Origin of the sequence: Mycobacterium sp. 852013-50091_SCH5140682 (assembly GCF_001665685.1) — a bacterium.
Classification (GTDB): Bacteria; Actinomycetota; Actinomycetes; order Mycobacteriales; family Mycobacteriaceae; genus Mycobacterium.
This window is the reverse complement of the sequence record NZ_LZTB01000005.1, coordinates 1-19,177: the sequence shown is the minus strand read 5'-3', so window position 1 is coordinate 19,177 and position 19,177 is coordinate 1. Positions and strand designations below refer to the sequence as shown.

Below are 19,177 nucleotides of genomic sequence, written 5' to 3'. Positions count from 1 at the left end.
ATCCGGTAGTCCATCTCAGTTAACGGGGCGAATGTTACTCAGCGAATATTGCCGCTACCTGTGATGAGCGGTAAATCCAGCGGAGTTACCCATCCTGGCAAATGGTCGTTGACTGCGGGGACGGCATTTAGCGCACGGAGTCCGGTGGCCAGGCAGCCCGCCGCGGCCGCGTCGCGGCCCGAACCATCGGTGAACCGGAACGCGGTTTCCTGCGAGATGCTCGGGGTGCCGTCGATGTCGACGCGGTACACATCGTTGTCGTTCCCGGACGGCCAGTCGGGCGCAGCGTCCAGCCCGATGCGATTCACGTGCTCAAGCTGGATGCGGGTCTCGCCGCGGTACACGCCGTTGATGGTGAACCGGACCGCGGCCACGTTCCCCGGTGCGATGATCCCCTTGGCGGTCTTGCGTTCATCGGGGGTCACCCACTTGTCCCACGTCGTCGTGATGGCGTCGAGCTCGATACCCGCCGCATAGGCGATCATCGGAACGGTTGCGCCCCAAGCGAATACCAGGATGTCCGGAGTTTCGAGCAGCGCCCGGTGCTCGGGCGGCTTGCCGATGCCCATCTCGAACTCGTAGTCGCCGGTGTAGTTGGTGTAGTCCAGCAGTTCCGAGGCGCGGACCTGCCGGATCTCAGAGCACAGGCCCATCAGCGTCATCGGGAACAGATCGTTGGCGAAGCCTGGGTCGATGCCGGTGGTGAAGCATGACGCCCCGCCGGCCTCGCACGCCTCGGTGACGGGCTCGATCCAATTCGGCGGGTTCAGGTGCATCTTCGGCCACACCCAGGGCGTCATCGCCGTCGAGCAGACGTCGATGCCGGCCCGCAGGAACCGGGTGATCAGGTCGATGTTGGCGTCGGCATGCGCGGCAGTCGGTCCGTAGTGGACCAGCGCGTCGGGCCGGAGCGCGATCAGCGCGTCGACGTCGTCGGTCGCCGTGACACCGATCGAGGCGCCCAGGCCACAGATATCGCCTGCGTCGCGGCCGACCTTGTCGGGGTTGCTGACCCCGACGCCGACCAGTTCGAACAGTGGGTGCTTGACGATTTCGGCGATCACCATGCTGCCCACAAAACCGGTGCCCCAGACCACGACTCGCTTCGTCACCGCCTCACCATATGCGCAGATGTCATGTGCGCGGGGCGGTTCCGGGCCACCCGGCCAGTGCCAGATCGGCGACGGCGTGCAGCTCGGCCCGGCTCGCGCCACTGCGAGCTTGCACCGAAATCCCTTGACACACAGCCGAGATCCACCGGGCCAGCAACATGGTGTCAACGTCCGCCAGTTCGCCGGTGGCCACCGCGGCGTCGAATCGTCTGGCGATGTCTTGCACGTCGGCACAGCGCCGCTCGGCGAGTCCCTCACCGTTTCCGACCAGCAGGCAACCTCGAGGCTCGCCGGTGGTCGCGTCCACGGCACCGTGGACCATCGCCTCGGCGACCTCGCGGGCGGTCGCGCGGGTCAAAGCCTCGGCTGCGTACCCGCCGGGGCCGGTGACGTAGCGCTGCAGTGCGCGTTCGAAGAGTTGCTCCTTGGAACCGAATTCGGCGTAGATGCTGCGGCGGTTCACGCCGGTGGCGGCGGTCAGATCGCTGATGGACACCGCGTCGTAGCCGTGTTCCCAGAACAGTTTCATCGCGACGTCCTCGACTTGCTCGGGATCGAACTCCCGGGGCCTGCCTATCGCCATCGCGGACCTACCTCCCATCCTGTTGTGATACCGGTCACAGCGGGAATCATTACCCGCATCTGCGCCTTGACCTCAGCGTACTTAGTAACCAACCGGTTCGAAAAACATTCCGGAAGGAAAATCCCATGAGCTCAGCACCCCTGGCCGGCCGCCGCGCACTGGTAACCGGCGGTTCCCGCGGAATCGGCGCACAGATCGTGCGCCGACTCGCCGCCGACGGCGCCGACATGGCCTTCACCTACGCGGCCTCGGCAGCCGAGGCCGACAAGCTGGTCGCCGAAGTGACCGCGGACGGCGGCAAGGTGGTGGCCATCCAGGCCGACAGCGCCGATCCCGCACAGGTCGCCGCATCGGTCGAGCAGACCGTGGCAGCTCTCGGTGGTCTCGACGTCCTGGTCAACAATGCCGGTACCGCCTACATCGCACCCATCGAAGAATTTCCGCAGGAGCAGTTCGACCGGCTGGTCGCGATCAACATCGGCGGTGTCTATGCCGCGATCCGCAGCGCGGTCGGCCATCTCGGCGAGGGCTCGCGAATCATCAACATCGGCAGCATCAACGCCGACCGGGTGCCGGTGGCGGGACTGTCGGTATACGCGATGACCAAGGGTGCGGTGTCCTCGCTGACCCGGGCGCTGGCCCGCGATCTCGGCCCGCGCGGTATCACCGTCAACAACGTGCAACCCGGCCCGATCGCCACCGACTTGAACCCCGACGAGGGCGAATTCGCCGATTCCATAAGGCAGTCCACCGCACTCGGCCGCTACGGCGACACGTCCGACATCGGCGCGGTGGTGAGCTTCCTGGCGGGCTCCGAATCCGGCTTCGTGACCGGGGCGAACTGGAACGTCGACGGCGGGTTCACCGCCTGACCTACAGATTGATCGGGTCCGTCGGCTGCGGTGACCTGCTGGTGTCCTTGAGCTGAGCCTTGAATTGCATTGCTCGGTAAGGCCATCCGGTATCGGTGCGCCACTGGGACACCACCAGGCCTACCCCGCCCTGCACATCGAAGCGGGAACCCGGCAGCAGGTAGCCGCCATAGAGCTGGGCGACCCTGCTGTCGGCGGGGTCCTCGTCGGCCCACGACGAGCCGACCACCGGGATCTGCAGTGGCGTGGTGTACATGTTGGCCACCGGGGAGTTGACGACGCGGTAACCGAGCGCATACTGCGAAGCCAAAAACCCACCGAGAACCCATGTTCCGGCAGCCACCCGGCGAAATGTCAACTCTCCCCACTGTTCTCCGGGCGGCGTGATCGGCGTGCTCTGCTGGCCCCACGCCCAGCGGCCGTTCACGAAACCCCAGCAGCTGTACCGCGAACGCTGCCCGATCTGGTCGGGCCGCACCCGCATCAGGATGATGCCCTTGTTGCGCTGAAACCCGGTGGCCACCACGTAAACCCAGCCGTCGTCAGGGTCGTAGTCCCAGGACCAGCACTGCGCGTAGCCGCCCTGTAGATCGCCAGGGAACTTGGCCTGCTCCCCCATATGGGTCCACGAGACACCACTGTCGTCCGAGCGCCAGATCTCGGTCCACATCACGTTGCCGAAGCCATGGTTGACGATGGCGTGCAGGTAGAGCGAATCACCCACCCGCAGCAGGTCCGACGGGATCACGGTGCTGATGCCGCCGCGGCTCCATCCGCTCGACGCGTCGTCGTGGATGTAGAACCACAGCTGATGCGCATAGTTGGGATCGGGGCCGGCCGCGCGCTCGTAGACGATCTCGTGATCGGCATCCCCGCTGCCGATCAACGCCACCGGGGAACGCCAATCTCCCTGTCCCACCGCAGGTCCCGAAAAGGTGTCGCCGAACACCGAGACCAGCTTGCCGTTGGGCGCCACCACCGACGCACCGAGATCGGTGGCCGTCACCCCGAATTGGTCGGTGCGACCCGGGCCCGTCAGGTCGATGGCTTTTCCGTTGAGCATCGGCAGTGCGGGAGTCTGGTCCTCCCCCAGCGCGCGACCCGCTCCACCACCAAGCGTCACGTGCACAACCGCAAGCCCCAGGGCTCGCAGTCCAGCGGATAGACCTTGACCGGCATGGGCAACGGCTCTTTGTACGCCAGCTTGAACGGCACGCTCTGCTCGCCGGGTTGCAGTCCGCAGACCGCATTGTGGAACACCGACCGGGTGCCGGTCATGGCCACGTCGTCGAATTTGTAGACCTCGGTGGTCGGCGCCCAGCTGCCGTCGGGACACTGCATGCCCTCGGCCGTCGTCGTCGAGTACGTCCACAGCCCGCCCGTCAACCGGGCATCTCCGCCCTTGAGCTCGGGGCCCGTCGCGACGTGCAGCCGGCACGCCACCGCCAGCTCGAGAGGTTCACGCAGATCCCCGACCACGGGCACGCAACTCGGGTACACCGTGAAGGTCTGCGGGTCGAGTCCGTCCTGGGTATAGGTGTAGACACCCTGCATCACGGGGTCGGCTTGCGCCGGTCCGGCAAACCCCAGGCCGAGTCCGATTCCGAGGGTCGAGGCCAGGGCGGTCGCAGCAGCGGTGCGCTTGAAGGTCACAATGGGTGAGTATCGCAGTCTTCATCAGCGTCGTCACCGGTATGGTCCACCGACGTTTCGGTCGGGCCCGGCGACGGCCCCAGCGGGTGAGCGTACTGACGGATCGCCCGCGGTGATCCTGGAGAGATCGTGACCACACGACCAGTGGTGAGAACGTTGAGCGCGGTGGCAGCCGTCCTGGCGCTCGTACTGTCGGCCTGTTCGGCCGGCAACCGCGTCGACCTCGGCGGTGAGGCGTCGGGCTACCTGATCGCGGCCATCGCCGGCGAACCCGACCAACTCGACCCCCAACGGACCAGCGCGTACTTCTCGTTCGAGGTGCTGGAGAACGTGTTCGACACACTCGTCGAACCGGACGCGAACCTGCAGATGGGGCCGGCCCTGGCAACGTCGTGGGAGGTCAGCCCCGACCAGTTGACCTGGACGTTTCACCTGCGCCCGGGAGTGAGCTGGCATGACGGCAGCCCGCTGACGGCCGAAGACGTCGTCTACTCGTATCGGCGCATCATCGACCAGAAACTGACCAACGTGGACAAGTTCAGCGCGGTCGCCGGCGTCGACGCGGTGGACCCCGCGACCGTGCGGATCGCCGTCAAGCATCCGACGCCGAATCTGCTGACCAATCTCGGTGGCTTCAAGGGCATGGCGATCGTGCAACGCCACAACGTCGAGAGCGGACAGATCGCCACACATCCGATCGGCACCGGGCCGTTCTCGTTCGTGTCGCGCAAGAGCGGCGACGCCATCACGTTGAAGGCCAACCCGCACTACTGGGCCGGAGCACCGCCGGTGGCCGGGGTGACGTTCCGGTTCATCTCGGAACCGTCGACCGCGCTGTCGGCGCTGCAGGCCGGCGAAGTCGATTGGACCGATTCGATTCCCCCGCAACGCGTCAGCCAACTGCGCGAAGACGAGTCGCTGCATCTGGCGGTCACCCCGAGCAACGACTACTGGTACCTCGCGCTCAACGAAGCCCGCGCACCGTGGAACGACGTCCGGGTCAGGCAGGCCATCGCCTATACGATCGACCGGGATTCGATCACCGCAGCCACCACGTACCGCACCGCGACGACCAACCAACTCGCCATTCCGCAGGGCAATGCGTGGTACACCGACTATCACCGCTACCGCCACGATGTGGATGAAGCGAAACGTCTGCTCGCAGAAGCGGGTAGCGCACCGAAGGATCTCGACATGCTGGTCACCAGCGAATACCCCGAGACGGTGACCGCAGCCCAGATCATCGCCGATAATCTTGCCCCGCTTGGCATCACGGTGCACATCCGCACGGTCGACTTCGCCACCTGGCTCGACGAACAGAACAACGGGCACTTCGACATGTTGATGATGGGCTGGCTCGGCAACATCGACCCCGACGACTTCTACTACGCCCAGCACCATTCCGGCGGCACCAGCAATGCGCAGAAGTTCTCCGACCCCGAGGTCGACCAACTTCTCGACGCCGGCCGAGTCGAGACCGACGTGGCCAAACGAAAATCCATCTACGCCAGAGCGGCAACGCGTATCGCCGATGAGGTCAGCTACATCTACCTGTACAACCCGTCGGTGATCCAGGCGTGGGCAACGAATCTGTCGGGCTACCAGGCGCGGCGCGACGGAGCCGTCCGGTTCCGTGGCGCGAGCCTGAATCGGGGTGGGGCGGCGTGAATGTGGGCAAGTTGACGGCGGGGCATCCGGTGCTGGTGTTTCTGGCCCGGCGCCTGGTGCACTCCGCGGTGGTGCTCGTCGGCGTGCTGATCGTGGTGTTCGCGTTGGTGCACCTGGTGCCGGGCGACCCGGTCCGGATCGCGTTGGGCACGCGCTACACCCCTGAGGCGTATGCGGCGCTGCGCTCGGCCAGTGGCATGGACCGACCACTCGTCGAGCAGTTCTTCAGCTACCTCGGCTCGGCGTTCACCGGAAACTTGGGGGTCAGTTTCCGTAACGGTGATCCGGTCACCGTCACGCTGCTGGAACGCCTTCCGGCCACGGTGTCGCTTGGCCTGGTCGGCATCGTCATCGCGCTGCTGATCGCGTTGCCTGCCGGGATCTGGTCGGCCCTGCGCGAGGGCAGGGTCAGCGACGCGATCGTGCGTATCGCCAGCCAGTTCGGCGTATCTGTGCCCGATTTCTGGATGGGCATCCTGCTGATCGGGGTCTTCGCGTCGACGCTGGGCTGGCTGCCCACCTCGGGATACCGACCGCTTTTCAGCGATCCGGGTGGCTGGCTGCGACACATCATCCTGCCCGGGCTCACAGTGGGGCTGGTGGCCGCCGCGATCATGACCCGCTACGTGCGGTCGGCGGTTCTGGAGGTCACGGCGATGGGGTACGTGCGCACCGCCAAATCGAAAGGGCTTGCGCCGCCGGTGATCACGTTTCGTCACATCGTCCGCAATGCGCTACTACCCATTCTGACCATCACGGGTATCCAGCTGGCCACCATCCTCGGCGGGGTCATCGTGGTGGAGGTGGTGTTCGCCTGGCCGGGTCTGGGCCGGCTGGTGTTCAATTCCGTTGCGGCCCGCGACTATCCGGTCATCCAGGGCGCGGTGCTGCTCATCGCGGTGTTGTTCCTGCTGATCAACCTGATCGTCGACGTGTTGTACGCGGTGGTCGACCCGAGGATCCGGCTGTCATGACATTCACCGAAGGCCGGGTCTCGTCCTGGCGGCTGCTGTTGTCCAACCCGGTGACTGCGATCAGTGGGGTCGTGCTGTTGGCCGTGGTGTTCATCGCGGTCGCCGCCCAATGGATCACGCCGTTCGGCATCAACGACATCGACGTGCCAAGCGCGCTGCAGGGGCCCAGCGGATCGCACTGGTTCGGCACCGACGAGCTGGGCCGTGACGTGCTGTCGCGGGTGCTGGTCGCGGTTCAGGCATCGATGCGGGTCGCGGTGGTGAGCGTGGCATTCGCGGCGCTCGTTGGCGTGACGATCGGCGTGGTGGCCGGGTATCGCAGCGGCTGGGTGGACACCGTCGTGATGCGCGTCGTCGACGTGATGTTCGCCTTCCCCGTACTGCTGCTCGCGCTGGCCATCGTGGCAATCCTGGGGCCGGGCATCACCACCACCATGCTCGCCATCGGTGTCGTCTACACGCCGATCTTCGCGCGCGTCGCCCGCGCCAGCACGCTGAGCGTGCGCCTCGAGCCGTTCGTCGCCGTCTCCCGCACCATGGGAACCGGCGACGGATACATCCTGACCCGTCACATTCTGCCGAACATCGCCGGGCCGCTGATCGTTCAGCTCTCGCTGTCGTTGGCCTTCGCGATCCTCGCCGAAGCGTCATTGTCGTTCCTGGGCTTGGGAATCCAGCCGCCGCAACCGTCGCTGGGCCGGATGATCTTCGATGCGCAGGGCTTCGTCACGCTCGCGTGGTGGATGGCGGTGTTCCCCGGCGCCGCCATCTTCGTGACGGTGCTGGCGTTCAACCTGTTCGGCGACGGCCTGCGCGACGTGCTCGATCCCAAGCAGCGCACCATGATCGAGGCGAGAAGGGCGGGAAAGCAGTGACAGGCGCACGCAAGGAGCACATGATGCCGGAGTCGGTACTGAGCGTGCGCGATCTGCGGGTGACGATCGGCCGCCGTGAGATCGTGCGCGGGGTGTCGTTCGACGTGGCACGCGAACAGACCGTCGGGATCGTCGGCGAGTCCGGATCTGGCAAGTCGATGACGGTGCTGGCCGCCACCGGACTGCTCGACGCTCCAGGCGCCGTCGTCACGGGCACCGCGACATTGGCCGACGGCACCCAACTCGTCGGGGCGTCGGCCCGCACGCTGCGCCAAGTCCACGGCGGCCGGATCGGATTCGTGTTCCAGGATCCCGGCACCTCGCTCAACCCGCTGCTGACCCTGGCGCGTCAGATCACCGAAACGCTCGAAACCCACCGCAACATGACGCGCCGGCAGGCCCGCACCCGGGCGGGTGAGCTGCTCGATGCCGTGGGCCTGCCGACCGAGCGGCTGGACGCCTATCCCCACCAGCTCTCGGGCGGCCAACGCCAGCGCGTGATGATCGCTATCGCGCTCGCGTGCGATCCCGAACTGCTGATCGCCGACGAACCGACCACGGCACTGGATGTCACCACGCAGTCCCAGATCATCGATCTGGTGGCCGACTTGCAGCGGGACTTCGGCGCCGCGGTGGTGTGGATCAGCCACGATCTCGGGGTCATCGGCCAGGTCGCCGACGAGGTGACGGTGCTGCGGGAGGGCGAGGCAGTTGAACAGTCACCCGTCCTCGACGTCTTCGACCACCCCCAGCACCCGTACACCCGCGAGCTCCTGGAGGCCAGGCCGCGCATCGACAGCGAGGGACCCACCGAGGTCGCCGAGACCCCGGTGTTGTTGGAGGTCAACGAACTTGACGTCCACTACGGCGACGTCACCGCGGTGCGCGACGTGTCGTTGCGGGTTCGGCGCGGCACCACGTTGGGCCTCGTCGGTGAGTCGGGTTCGGGAAAGTCCACGGTGGCGGCCGCGCTGACCGGTTTGGCCGAACCGTCGGCGGGGAGGGCAACCCTGGACGGGGTCGACGTCTTCGGCGCGGACCGGGACCTGCGCCGCCGGATCAGTCTGGTGTTCCAGGATCCCTTCGCATCGCTGAACCCCCGCGCTCGGGTCGGTGCGGCGATCGGTGAACCGTTGCAGGTCCACCGCCTGGTCAAAGGCCGCCGCGCGCGTGCGCAACGGGTGGCGCAACTCCTCGAACGCGTCGGGCTGCCCCCGGAATTCGCGTCAAGGTACCCGCACGAACTGTCCGGCGGACAGCGTCAGCGCGTCAGCATCGCCCGGGCGCTGGCCACCGAGCCCGAGCTGCTCATCCTCGACGAATCGACAGCCTCCCTTGATGTTTCGATCCAGTCGCGGGTACTGGACCTGTTGACCGAACTGCAGCGGGACCTCGGCTTGTCCTACCTGTTCATCGCGCACGACCTTGCGGTGGTGCACCGCATGTGTCACGACGTGTTGGTCATGCGATCCGGCGCAGTGGTCGAGTACCGCCCCGCGCCCGAGCTGTTCGCCGCCCCCGAGCAGGAGTACACGCGCACGCTGCTCGCCGCGATACCACCCACCAGACCCCGCGCGGGATCTGAGAAGGTCTAGGGCATGAGTCAGCTGAGCGGCAAGGTCGCATTGGTCACGGGTGCGTCGTCGGGATTGGGCGCGGCAGTGGCGCGCCTGTTCGCTGAGCGGGGTGCTTCGGTGTTCGGCATCGCCCGCGATGCCGAGCGGATGGCTGAGGTGTTCACGCAGGTTCCCGGCGGCAGGTACGCCTCGGTGGACATCGCCTCGGTCGAGGCCTGCAAACAGGCCGTCGCCCAGTGTGTCGAGGAGTTCGGCAGGCTCGACGCGTTGATCAACGTCGCGGGTTTTCACCAGATGCGCCATACCATCTCGATGACCGACGAGGACTGGGACAAGGATCTGGCCGTCAACCTCAACGGCCCGTTCTTCCTGTGCCGGGCGGCGTTGCCGCATCTGCTGGAGGCCGGCGGCAACATCGTCAACGTGGCCTCGATCGCGGGTATCGAGGGCGAGGTCTATTCGGCGGGCTACTGCGCGGCCAAGCACGGTCTGGTCGGGTTGACCCGTGCGCTCGCGATCGAATTCACCTCGGAGCGCCTGCGCGTCAATGCGGTCTGCCCCGGCGGCATGCTGACCCCGCAGACCACCGAGTTCGCCGCACCCGATGGCGCGGACTGGAATCTGATCCTGCGCATTGCCGCACCCCGCGGGATGATGGACGTGGCCGATGTCGCCAAAACCATCGCGTTTCTCGCCAGTGACGACGCCGCGGCCGTGCACGGCGCGGTGTACATCGTCGACGCCGGAAAGACCGCCGGGTAAGGGTTTCGCATCGCCATCGGTGCGCGCACGATAGAAGGGTCCGCCGGGTAGGCGAAGGGAGCGGACGATGAAAGCGCACGTCGGCGATTTCCTGGTTGTCAAAGGCACAACCACCGACCAGCATGAGCAGCACGCCGAGATCATCGGGGTCCGCGCCGAGGACGGCTCTCCCCCGTACGAGGTCCGGTGGCTCGGAAACGGGCACGAAGCGACGATTTACCCCGGCACCGATGCGCTGGTGGTATCGGCAGCTGAACACGCACATGCGGCCGAACGCGAGAGGCACTAGGTACGCGGCACGTCAGCTACGTGCTTGACGTACCCAGCGAGGTTCGCATCAACATCACGCTGTAGTCCGACCAGCGCGACAGCGTGAAGTACAGGTCGCTTCCGGTGGACCATGGGTGGATGTAGGGCGCGTAGATGCCACCGGGCACCGCGGTCGAGCTGACGATCGTCTTTGCTTGGCTCCACGGGCCTTCCGGCTTGTCGGCGGTGCGCATCACGACCGCCGAGGTGGTGTTGGTGTAGAGCATGACGAACTTCTTCAGGTAGTCGTTCCACGCCACGGACATCTCACTGCCCGGGGCCCACACCACCTGGATGGCCAGGAACGGGAAACCTTTCAGCCAGCCGAACGGCGTGTAGTACTCGTACGCGGACTTGTCGGCGACCGAACTCTCCACGACCCGCGACAGGAACGGCATGCCGCCGCGTCCCGCCCCGGTGCCGTAGGAGTAGACGTATCCACCGTTGCGCAGGTAGGCCCCCATCTGGAAATTCTGGTCACCCCACGTAAAGGCCACCCCGGGGACGGTGTTGAACCAGCTCGGCCGGATACTCGTCACCGGCACCGTCCACGTTTCGCCGTTGTCGTTGGACACCGCGACGGCGGAGAAGTTCGTCGACCACTGTCCCGGGGAACCCCACTGGCTGACGGACATGAAGTTCACGTACTGCGTTGTTCCGACAGCGATTCCGGCAGTCGGAATGATGGTCACCTCGGTGCCCGCGAGGCCGAGGCTCCGGATCACCTGCCGGGCAAAGTTGGGGCGGTCGGCGTCGACGGGCGAGCCGGCATACACGTTGCCGGGCACGGGGTTCGGGATCGTCATGCCGTCGGCCAGGTTGCGGTCGGCGCTGCGGAAGAGCGTGTTCTTGCGCCACTCCTGGTCTGGCACACTGCAATTGCCGAAGGTGTCACCGAACGCCATCAACACTTGATTGCCTGCGCCGGATTGCCCGTTGTCCCACATGATTCCGAGGTCGGCGCCGGAGATGCCGAAGCGGCTGTAGCTGTCGGTGTTGGGCCCGGTGATCCACCCCACGATGGCTGCGGCCGAGGCCGACGGGGCGGCCGCAGCGCGGGCGGCGGTGTTGGGGGCCACGGCGGTGTCCTTGGCTGCCTCCGGGGTGCTCGCCGTGCTGACCGGTTTGCGGCCGATCGGCAGATGCAGGATCGGCAACGTCGGCAGTGCCGGGGTCGCGGCGCGTGCCGACGGCGTCGATGTCGGCACGGAGCACGGGTCCGCGACGGCTTTCGGAGCCGGCCCCGCGAGAGTGATCGTCGCGGCTGAGGCAGCCGCCATCGCCGCTAGCCGACGCAGTGTCGTCATGTCCTACCTTCCGGCTAACGCCCAACGCCTGTGACAATAGTTGCTACAGAGGCGGAGGGGGTTTGCCAGAAACAATCTGGGATGTTCCTGTGACCCGGTCGAGATGGTGCGGACCAGGTAGCCCATGTGAGCGACACGGCGGAGAGCTGATACGGAAACGACCGCTGTGGGTACAGCTACCACGTGGGCTGTGATGCGTTTGTGTTGGGCGGCGGCGGAGTGCTGGGCGCGGCCGAAGTCGGCATGGCACGCGCCCTTCTTGAGGCCGGAGTTCGCCCCGACCTGGTGTGTGGCACGTCGATCGGGGCGATCAACGGCGCGGTGATCGCTGTGGATCCCACCGTTGAGGGCGCGGAGCGCCTGCTGACGATTTGGAACGCGCTCGCCGGAGACGACATCTTCGGCGGCTCCCCGCTGCGACAGGTCGCCGAGATCGTGCGCAGCAAGACGGCGTTGCACGACAACCGTCGACTCCGTGAGCTGCTGTGCGAGCATGTGCCCGCCAAGACCTTCGAAGATCTCGCGGTCCCGTTCGAATGCGTTGCCGCCAGCATCGAACGCAGCCGTGAGCACTGGTTCACCGGCGGTGACCTGATCGAGCCAGTGCTGGCGTCGTGCGCACTGCCGGGGGTGTTTCCTCCGGTGCGGATCGGCGACGAGCACTTCTACGACGGTGGCCTGGTGAACAGCATCCCGCTGAATCGTGCAGTGGCCCGCGGCGCCGAAACCGTATGGGTGTTGCATGTGGGCCGCCTGGAGGAGGAACTCGCCCCGCCGCAGTTCCTGTGGGAGGTCGGCTTCGTGGCCTTTGAGATCTCGCGCCGACACCGCTTCCTCCGCGATCTGGAGCACGCGGGGTCCGACGTCACCGTGCATGTGCTGCCGTCTGGTCTGCCCCAGCGGCCCGCCGCTACATGGTCGAATCTGCGCTACCGCGATACCCGGCGCATAGCCCGACGCGCCGAACTGGCTTACGAAGCCACCCGCGAATACCTTGAGGCGCTGTCATGACGGCCGCGCGTCGGGCTGTGACCATGCCGATCATCGCGTCCTTCATGGTTTTCGTATTGCTCACGGGGCCAATTCATTTGGTCGTTGCCGGCATGGTGAGCCTGATGACCCGGTCAACCCGGCCGGCACGCTCCGCGGCCTTGGTGATGGCGTACGCGCTGATCGAATTGCGCATGCTGGCCAAGCTTCTGGGCGGTGCCCGCGACTGCGATCGGCTGATGCTCGACTTCGGCGCCATGGCCTACGCCGCCGTTCGCAGGCTCCTCGACGTCGAGGTCGCGCTCGGGCCAACCTCGGTGGCCCCCGACGAGATACCGGACGACGCGCCTGTCATCGTGCTCTCGCGGCACTGCGGCCCTGGGGACAGCATTCTGATCGCGTGGCTACTGATGACCGAGTACCGGTTACAGGTCCGGGTTGTCGCCAGGTCAGCTCTCCGGCTGGAACCGGTCTTCGACGTCGCGGGTCAGCTGGGGTGCGTGTGCTTCGTGGATCACGGTGACCGCGCACGTCAGCAGATCCGCGATCTCGCCGCGTCGCTGTCCGGTCGGCAGGCCCTATTGCTGTTTCCCGAAGGCGCGAATTTCAGTGTGCCACGGTGGCGCGCCACGATCGCCGAGCTCCGCGCGACGGGCCGGATTCGCGCAGCCGCACGGGCGTTTCGCCAATCCCATACTCTGCCGCCACGCGCGGGCGGCGCAACGGCTGCGGTGTCCGGAGCGCCGGGCGCGAGCATTCTTGTTCTGGCCCATACCGGATTCTGTCCTGACGGGCGAGCACGCCCTTGGTGGCAGCTGCCGATTCACCGGCGCCTCCTGGTCCACACCGAATTGTTTCCGGCAGACCAGCGTCCGCAACCCGACGAGATCAGCGATTGGCTCGAACAGACGTGGACCCGGGTCGACACCTGGGTGGCCGATCAGGTAGGTCATGCCTGAGCGCACGATAAACCCTGCGGGAGGGCTTTTTTCGATACTGCGCACAACCAGGGGCCCAGCGGTGGCGGCGGGCGCTACCACTGGGCCGCCCGGGAAAACCCTAGTCCTTGAACGCGTCCTTGATCTTCTCGCCGGCGTCCTTCAAGTTGGACTTCACTTGGTCGCCCTTACCTTCATTTTCAGTACTCGTGTCGCCGGTGGCCTTACCGACAGCTTCCTTGGCTTTACCACCCAAATCCTGGCCCTTGTTCTTCGCCTTGTCGATCGCGCTCACAGTGCTTCTCCTTTTCGTGGGGTCGACCCGCACGGCCGACCGTCCCAGCCCCCGGGATACCTCACGAGCCGCCGATCGAAACCCGGCGAAGGAAGTGGCCGCTCAGCCGTGCGCCAGTGGCACCACGATCGCGACCTCGGTGCCCGCGTTTGTCGCGTGCGCATCGAACTGCCCGCACGATGCGAGCACCTTGGTGCGGATCGAGGCCATGCCGATGTGACCTTCGGCGATGCTCTTCGCCAGCCGTGCATCGGAGATGCCGACACCGTCGTCGATGATCCGCAGCCGCGCCTCCCCATCCTCGCGGCGCAGCTCGATCCGCAACGTGTTGGCGTGGGCATGTTTGATGACGTTCGTGGTGAACTCACGCGCCGCGCTGTAGAGCAGATGATCGGCATCGGTACGGAAATCCGCGGGCCACGTCGAGGAGTCGAGATCGACCGCGAGATCGTCTCGGGCAGCGATGCTGTCGGCCAGCGCCTCGATCGCGGCCTTCAAGCCGGCCCGCGTGAGGATCTCGGGATGCAACTCGCGCACAGCGTCGCGCAGCAACGCCGAACATTCCTTGAGCGCAGTTTCCACCAGGTCAAGCGCCGGGACCGAGCCGGCCCGCACATCTTCGAGATCGCCTCGGGCAACGAGGACGTACTGCAAAGGTCCGTCATGGAGACGTTCCGAGAGGGCTTGCCGTTCCCGCTTCTCCAAGCCCAGCACATCGTCGAGCAATTGCGTTCGCTGCCTGGCCAATTCCTCGATCGTCTCGACCTTTGACCGCTGGATCCGCGACAGCGCGACCGAACCGGCGGCCAGCCCGGACAACACCATGGCGTTCAACAGGATCGACGACCACGGCTCTTCGTTGCTGTTCTGTCCGATCCAGCTGACCACGATGTACGCCGCGACAGTGGGAATCGCCGTAACACCGCTGAGGAACGGATCCAGCTGTGCCGCCGCGATCACCGGGATCAGAAACAGCCCGGTGCGCAACACATCCGACGTCCAGTTGTCCGGTGAGTGCAGGCCCGTGAGCACCGACAGCAGCGACACCAAGGCGACGTCGGCGGCGAGCATGCACAGCGCAGGGCGCCTGCTGGTGATGTCTTTCGACGAGGGCCCCGTGCGCACCACCCACCAGGTCCACGCGGCGAACGCGGCCAGGTACCCGGCCAGGGTCAGAATGCAAAACCACAAGTCGCGGTCGGGCGGCTGAAGCAACAACGTGATGGCGATGTAGCCCACCAACACCAGCCGCAGTGCCCACTGCAGGACGAGTCCGTAAAAAGCCGGGCGCCGGGTCGAGTCCGGGGGGAGCTGCAGCTGCGGTGTGTTCGCCGCGCGCTCGTCATGTCCGGCCATGAGGGCTCCTGTCCCCGCAAATGCGTGGACAAAGTATAGGGCGGCAACTGATGTCGTCGATGCTGCTCAGCAGGTCACGATCACGGTTTGGCGCCGGATACGACCTTCTTCACCGCGTTCTGGACACCGTTGGCCACACCGCTCACCGTCGAGTTGATGCTGCCCGCCACCTTCTGCGCGGGGTTGGACCCACCGGTGGACTTCAGCGACTTCACCGGATTGGGGACCGCCTTGTTGCCCGAGTTCAACGGCGACAGGCCAGAGAGTCCGGGCACGCTGGTCGGCGACAACGATGACGTGGGCAGGTTGCCCGTGATGATCTTGGCTGTGCTGCCTGCCTCATCGAGCGGCCCGGTCACCAAGGTGGTCGGCGCGCTGAGGTCCTGCTGGGCGGTGGCCGCGGCTTTCGTCACCCCGGCCTGCGCATCGCCGGGCAGGGCGCCGAGGGTCGCGGTCATGTCGGATGCCGGCGGCAACAGGCCGACCGGGCGGGTCTTGGTGGGATCGGTCGGGATGGGCTGGTTGTCCTGGTAGCCCGCATTGGCGATGTCGGTGAGTGCAGGTTCGACGGCGTCGGCCACGATGTTGCCGCCCGGCATCAGCAGCAGCGGTCGCACCAGCGGAAGCCGGTCGGTCGTGAAGGTCACGTAGGTGACATTGGTGTTGGAGAGCGGAATCGCGGTGTACGAGCCGTCCGGATTCACGATGTAGTGATAGCCCGGTTTCAGGTTGGCCGGATCGTCGGGCAGTTTCGCATTCGACTGCGCGCCATACCCATAGGCGTACGCCGCCAACGAATTCGCGTCGGCGACGACGTTGAGCGGGTAGGTCGGGGCGTCGGAATTGATGTTGTATTCGTAGGCGGTGTCGATCACCGGGATCGACAGGTCGCTGGGTTCCGGCGCCGCCGAAGTCGCCAGCAGCGGCGCGAACATCCAGTAGGTGGTCCAGAATCCGCCGCCGGCACGGTTGGTGTTGTTGTCCAGGATGACCAGTTTGACGTTGTTCAGCGCCGGGTCGTGGTTCGCTTGCATCTGGGCCAGCGCGAGGCCGGTCTGCCCGGCGCCCCAACCCGACGACACCACCACCACGTTCGGATCGTTGCTGTTCTGGTCTACCGCGTCGACAATGCCTTGCGGCCCTAGGAAAAACGGGACAACCTGCTGCGGCGGATTCGACTTCGCGTAGTCCGTGCCGTAATAGGTGGATCCCGCGAAGATCTGCGCTGTCGAGTTCGCCGGGGTGATCGCCGCCGCCAGCGCGACGGCGGGTGCCGCGAACGTCGTCGTGGTTCCTGTCATTACCGCGGTAGACAGTCCCGTGGCGCTGACCGCGGCCGCGGTCAGTGTGGGTACCCAGCGCGTGGTTGCGGCTCGGGTACGCGACGGCTTGCGATGCCTACCGGACATGAAGGTCCTCCACCCCTCGTCACGCGCACGACACCGCCCCGCAGATGCGCACGAAAACCTCAAACTTGGCAAAAGTTAGCATGCCCGGTCAGCCGGGATAACCGGGTTGGAGGCAAAATTCCGATGAAATCGTCCGAACGACCGACAACGGTTAAATCAGGGCTTTGCAGCGATCGAGTAGCGCACTACGCTAGTCTGCCCCCGCCGGTATCAGCAGGCTTTCGGTATGGACGTGATCGCTGCGGACGCCGGTGAGGCACTCCGCTGCACCACGTTCAAACGATGGGTGTGGGGCGCGGCCGCCGTCAGCATCGCCGGCGGGGTAACCGTCGGGGCGTTTCTGGCCTTCGCCGCCCCGATCGTGTTGAGCCCGGTGGCCACCGAGCGGTTGCTCATGCGCGGCGGCACCGCGCTCGTCGTGTTCCTCGTCGTCGCAATCCCGGTGATGTTGCGGGTGCGCCGGCACCGGTTCGCCGCGAGCACCGCGTGGCTGCGCGAAAACCGACTCCCGACCGCCGCCGAACAGCGGATGACGTTGGGCGCGCCCGGGGAGGCGGTGCGGATGTCGGTCGTCGCGTGGGGTGTCGGTGCGGTGGTCTTCGGTTCGCTGGCCGTGCCCGACGCACTGTCCACGGCGCTCTACATCTTCTGCGTGGTGACGCTGGGCGGAATATCCACCAGCGCAGTGTGGTACCTGATCGTGGAGCGCGTCATGCGGCCGATCTCAGCCCGCGCGCTGAGCGGCGGTGCGCCCGAACGCCGAGTCGGCCCGACCATCCAGCGCAGGCTCACCATGGCGTGGACCCTGGCCACGGGCGTGCCACTGCTCGGCGTCGCGATGCTGGCACTCGGGTATCTCGCCGACACCGACTACCGGACCCAGCGCACCATCGCGGCCATCCTGGTGCTCGTCGCGGTGGCATTTGTGGTGGGGCTCTTCGCGATTCTGGTGGCGGTGCGCTCAGTGGCCGAACGGGTGCGGGCGCTACGCCACGCACTGGCGCGAGTCCAGAACGGAGACTTCGAGGCTCGCGTCGAAGTTGACGACGCGAGCGAAATCGGCCGATTGCAAGCCGGATTCAACACCATGGCAGCGGGTCTGGCGGAGCGCGAACGCATTCGCGCCGCGTTCGGCACCTACGTGGATCGCGATGTGGCCGAACACATCCTGTGCGCGGGCGGACCGCTGAAGGGCCAGGAGGTCGACGTCACCCTGATGTTCGTCGACGTCCGCGGTTTCACCACATTCGCCGAACAGCTCCCACCCGCCGACGTGGTCGCCACGCTCAACCGCCTGTTCGAGCGGATCGTCCCGCTCGTGCATCAACACCACGGGCACGTCGACAAGTACGCCGGCGACGGGCTGATGGCGGTGTTCGGCGCGCCCCGGCACCGGGCCCGGCACGCCGACGAGGCGCTCGCAGCCGCCCTGCAGATCGCCGATGCCGTGCACGTCGAATTCGGCGGCCGGCTGTCGGTGGGCGTCGGGCTCAACTCGGGTCCGGTGGTGGCCGGAAACGTCGGCGGCGCCGGACGTTTCGAGTTCTCGGTGATCGGCGACACGGTCAACGTGGCCGCCCGGGTGGAGGCAGCCACCCGGCAAACCGGCGACGCAGTCCTGCTCACGGCCGATACCCTCGAGCTCCTCACCGATCACCGGGTCGCGTTCGCCGAACGCCCGGGCCTGACACTCAAAGGCAAGACCACTCCGGTGCAGATCTACGCGCCTGCGTGACGCGCCCAGCTAGCCCGCCGAGTACTGCTGCGCCGCTTCCTCCGAATCGACGTGGCCGTTGCTGATGATGGTGAGGCTGTCGGGGCGGATCTCATACTGAGCACCGTCGGCGGGGTTGATGGCGTTGAACCCGTCGCCGGAACGTTGAGCCTGCGCGATCTCCAGGTGGGCACCGTCGCTGAGCCGTTCGCCGCGGTAGTAGTAACTGTCCGGCCCGCTCTGGCAGATCACCGCGATGGACGACGCCGTCTTGATCATCGCAGCCGCGGTGCTGCCCGAGTCGCAGCGGGCGGTATGGCCGACGAAGCCCTGGGCGTCGGCGCCGGAGACGGGCGCAGCCGCCGAACGCGACGTGGATGTCGTCGTCTTGGTCGTGGTGGTGGTCGCGTCAGTCGTCGACTCGCTGGTCGAGTCGCCCGGTGCACTCGAGCTCGTCGTCGGGGGCGGCACCGCCAAGGGTGTCTTGGGCGTCGTCGAACTGTGGTTGTTTCCACTGAGCGCCAAGATCGTGGCCAGGATCCCGGCCACACCGAGCAGCAGCACCGTCGCGATCACCAACCGCACCTGCCCGGGCGTCCAGCGCCGCCGCCGGGCCGGGACTGCAGGGGCGGGTACCGGGGGCGGCGCCGGATACGGTGTCTCACCGCTACCGGTGGGCGTCGGGTAGACCGACGAGAACTCGCGTGTGCTCGGCGGCGGGGTGGGGCGGGGCTGTCTCTTATACACATCTGACGCTGCCGACGATCGCATAAGTGTAGATCT

General features: G+C 66.4%; 20 protein-coding genes. 11 read left to right on the top strand and 9 right to left on the bottom strand.

Annotated elements, in window-relative coordinates; translation table 11 throughout:
* Positions 1-38: 38 nt before the first annotated feature.
* Entirely contained in the window at positions 39-1,067 is a 1,029-nt protein-coding gene (locus A5784_RS00880) for an NAD(P)H-dependent amine dehydrogenase family protein (RefSeq protein ID WP_232005894.1), read from the bottom strand.
* 67 nt (positions 1,068-1,134) lie between these two features.
* Positions 1,135-1,695 carry a TetR/AcrR family transcriptional regulator gene (locus A5784_RS00875; RefSeq protein WP_064941394.1) on the bottom strand — a complete coding sequence of 187 codons (561 nt, stop codon included), beginning with the start codon at positions 1,693-1,695 and terminating at the stop codon, positions 1,135-1,137.
* 125 nt (positions 1,696-1,820) lie between these two features.
* Between A5784_RS00875 and A5784_RS00870 the strand changes: the two genes are divergently transcribed.
* The gene (locus A5784_RS00870) at positions 1,821-2,567 is read left to right on the top strand and encodes a 3-oxoacyl-ACP reductase family protein (protein WP_064941392.1); all 747 of its coding nucleotides are present in this window, start codon (positions 1,821-1,823) and stop codon (positions 2,565-2,567) included.
* A gap of 1 nt (position 2,568) precedes the next feature.
* Here the strand turns inward: A5784_RS00870 and A5784_RS00865 are convergent, their stop codons facing one another.
* Both A5784_RS00865 and A5784_RS00860 read right to left on the bottom strand, forming a co-directional pair.
* The gene (locus A5784_RS00865; protein ID WP_064941390.1) at positions 2,569-3,630 is read right to left on the bottom strand and encodes a glycoside hydrolase family 183 protein; all 1,062 of its coding nucleotides are present in this window, start codon (positions 3,628-3,630) and stop codon (positions 2,569-2,571) included.
* A 56-nt stretch (positions 3,631-3,686) separates the two neighbouring features.
* Complete coding sequence (locus tag A5784_RS00860) at positions 3,687-4,220, bottom strand: hypothetical protein (protein WP_064941388.1); 534 nt, start codon at positions 4,218-4,220, stop codon at positions 3,687-3,689.
* Between the two features lie 147 nt (positions 4,221-4,367).
* On the opposite strand from A5784_RS00860, the gene A5784_RS00855 reads away from it, so the two are divergent.
* From A5784_RS00855 to A5784_RS00830, 6 genes are all read left to right on the top strand, one after another.
* Positions 4,368-5,888, top strand: a complete 1,521-nt coding sequence (locus A5784_RS00855; RefSeq protein ID WP_197514589.1) for an ABC transporter substrate-binding protein — start codon at positions 4,368-4,370, stop codon at positions 5,886-5,888.
* Entirely contained in the window at positions 5,885-6,862 is a 978-nt protein-coding gene (locus A5784_RS00850; RefSeq protein ID WP_232005889.1) for an ABC transporter permease, read from the top strand. The genes A5784_RS00855 and A5784_RS00850 overlap by 4 nt, the downstream gene beginning before the upstream one ends.
* On the top strand, positions 6,859-7,737 hold the full coding sequence (locus A5784_RS00845; protein ID WP_064941384.1) for an ABC transporter permease: 879 nt from the start codon (positions 6,859-6,861) through the stop codon (positions 7,735-7,737). Before A5784_RS00850 ends, A5784_RS00845 begins: the two co-directional genes overlap by 4 nt.
* Before the next feature lie 23 nt (positions 7,738-7,760).
* Positions 7,761-9,332 (top strand): ABC transporter ATP-binding protein, encoded by a 1,572-nt coding sequence (locus tag A5784_RS00840; protein WP_064941492.1) that lies wholly within the window; start codon positions 7,761-7,763, stop codon positions 9,330-9,332.
* Positions 9,333-9,335: 3 nt separating this feature from the next.
* A complete protein-coding gene (locus A5784_RS00835) occupies positions 9,336-10,076 on the top strand; it encodes an SDR family NAD(P)-dependent oxidoreductase (protein ID WP_064941382.1) in 741 nt (246 codons plus the stop codon).
* A gap of 67 nt (positions 10,077-10,143) precedes the next feature.
* Positions 10,144-10,365 carry a DUF1918 domain-containing protein gene (locus A5784_RS00830; RefSeq protein ID WP_064941380.1) on the top strand — a complete coding sequence of 74 codons (222 nt, stop codon included), beginning with the start codon at positions 10,144-10,146 and terminating at the stop codon, positions 10,363-10,365.
* Between the two features lie 16 nt (positions 10,366-10,381).
* On the opposite strand, the gene A5784_RS00825 is transcribed toward A5784_RS00830, so the two are convergent.
* Complete coding sequence (locus A5784_RS00825; RefSeq protein WP_064941377.1) at positions 10,382-11,692, bottom strand: glycoside hydrolase family 183 protein; 1,311 nt, start codon at positions 11,690-11,692, stop codon at positions 10,382-10,384.
* Positions 11,693-11,875: 183 nt separating this feature from the next.
* Between A5784_RS00825 and A5784_RS00820 the strand changes: the two genes are divergently transcribed.
* Both A5784_RS00820 and A5784_RS00815 read left to right on the top strand, forming a co-directional pair.
* Positions 11,876-12,703, top strand: coding sequence for a patatin-like phospholipase family protein (locus tag A5784_RS00820; RefSeq protein ID WP_064941375.1), 828 nt, complete (start codon positions 11,876-11,878; stop codon positions 12,701-12,703).
* A gap of 104 nt (positions 12,704-12,807) precedes the next feature.
* Positions 12,808-13,641, top strand: a complete 834-nt coding sequence (locus A5784_RS00815) for a 1-acyl-sn-glycerol-3-phosphate acyltransferase (RefSeq protein ID WP_232005888.1) — start codon at positions 12,808-12,810, stop codon at positions 13,639-13,641.
* 100 nt (positions 13,642-13,741) lie between these two features.
* On the opposite strand, the gene A5784_RS00810 is transcribed toward A5784_RS00815, so the two are convergent.
* From A5784_RS00810 to A5784_RS00800, 3 genes are all read right to left on the bottom strand, one after another.
* Positions 13,742-13,915 (bottom strand): CsbD family protein, encoded by a 174-nt coding sequence (locus A5784_RS00810; protein ID WP_064941371.1) that lies wholly within the window; start codon positions 13,913-13,915, stop codon positions 13,742-13,744.
* 102 nt (positions 13,916-14,017) lie between these two features.
* Positions 14,018-15,271, bottom strand: coding sequence for a sensor histidine kinase (locus A5784_RS00805; RefSeq protein WP_064941369.1), 1,254 nt, complete (start codon positions 15,269-15,271; stop codon positions 14,018-14,020).
* Positions 15,272-15,351: 80 nt separating this feature from the next.
* Positions 15,352-16,680 carry a PE-PPE domain-containing protein gene (locus A5784_RS00800; protein ID WP_064941367.1) on the bottom strand — a complete coding sequence of 443 codons (1,329 nt, stop codon included), beginning with the start codon at positions 16,678-16,680 and terminating at the stop codon, positions 15,352-15,354.
* A 226-nt stretch (positions 16,681-16,906) separates the two neighbouring features.
* Between A5784_RS00800 and A5784_RS00795 the strand changes: the two genes are divergently transcribed.
* On the top strand, positions 16,907-18,415 hold the full coding sequence (locus tag A5784_RS00795; protein WP_064941365.1) for an adenylate/guanylate cyclase domain-containing protein: 1,509 nt from the start codon (positions 16,907-16,909) through the stop codon (positions 18,413-18,415).
* A 9-nt stretch (positions 18,416-18,424) separates the two neighbouring features.
* Here the strand turns inward: A5784_RS00795 and A5784_RS38965 are convergent, their stop codons facing one another.
* Positions 18,425-18,673, bottom strand: a complete 249-nt coding sequence (locus A5784_RS38965; protein WP_232005887.1) for a hypothetical protein — start codon at positions 18,671-18,673, stop codon at positions 18,425-18,427.
* On the opposite strand from A5784_RS38965, the gene A5784_RS38960 reads away from it, so the two are divergent.
* The gene (locus A5784_RS38960) at positions 18,651-19,082 is read left to right on the top strand and encodes a hypothetical protein (RefSeq protein ID WP_232005886.1); all 432 of its coding nucleotides are present in this window, start codon (positions 18,651-18,653) and stop codon (positions 19,080-19,082) included. The two genes, A5784_RS38965 and A5784_RS38960, sit on opposite strands and share 23 nt — an antisense overlap.
* Positions 19,083-19,177 lie beyond the last annotated feature (95 nt).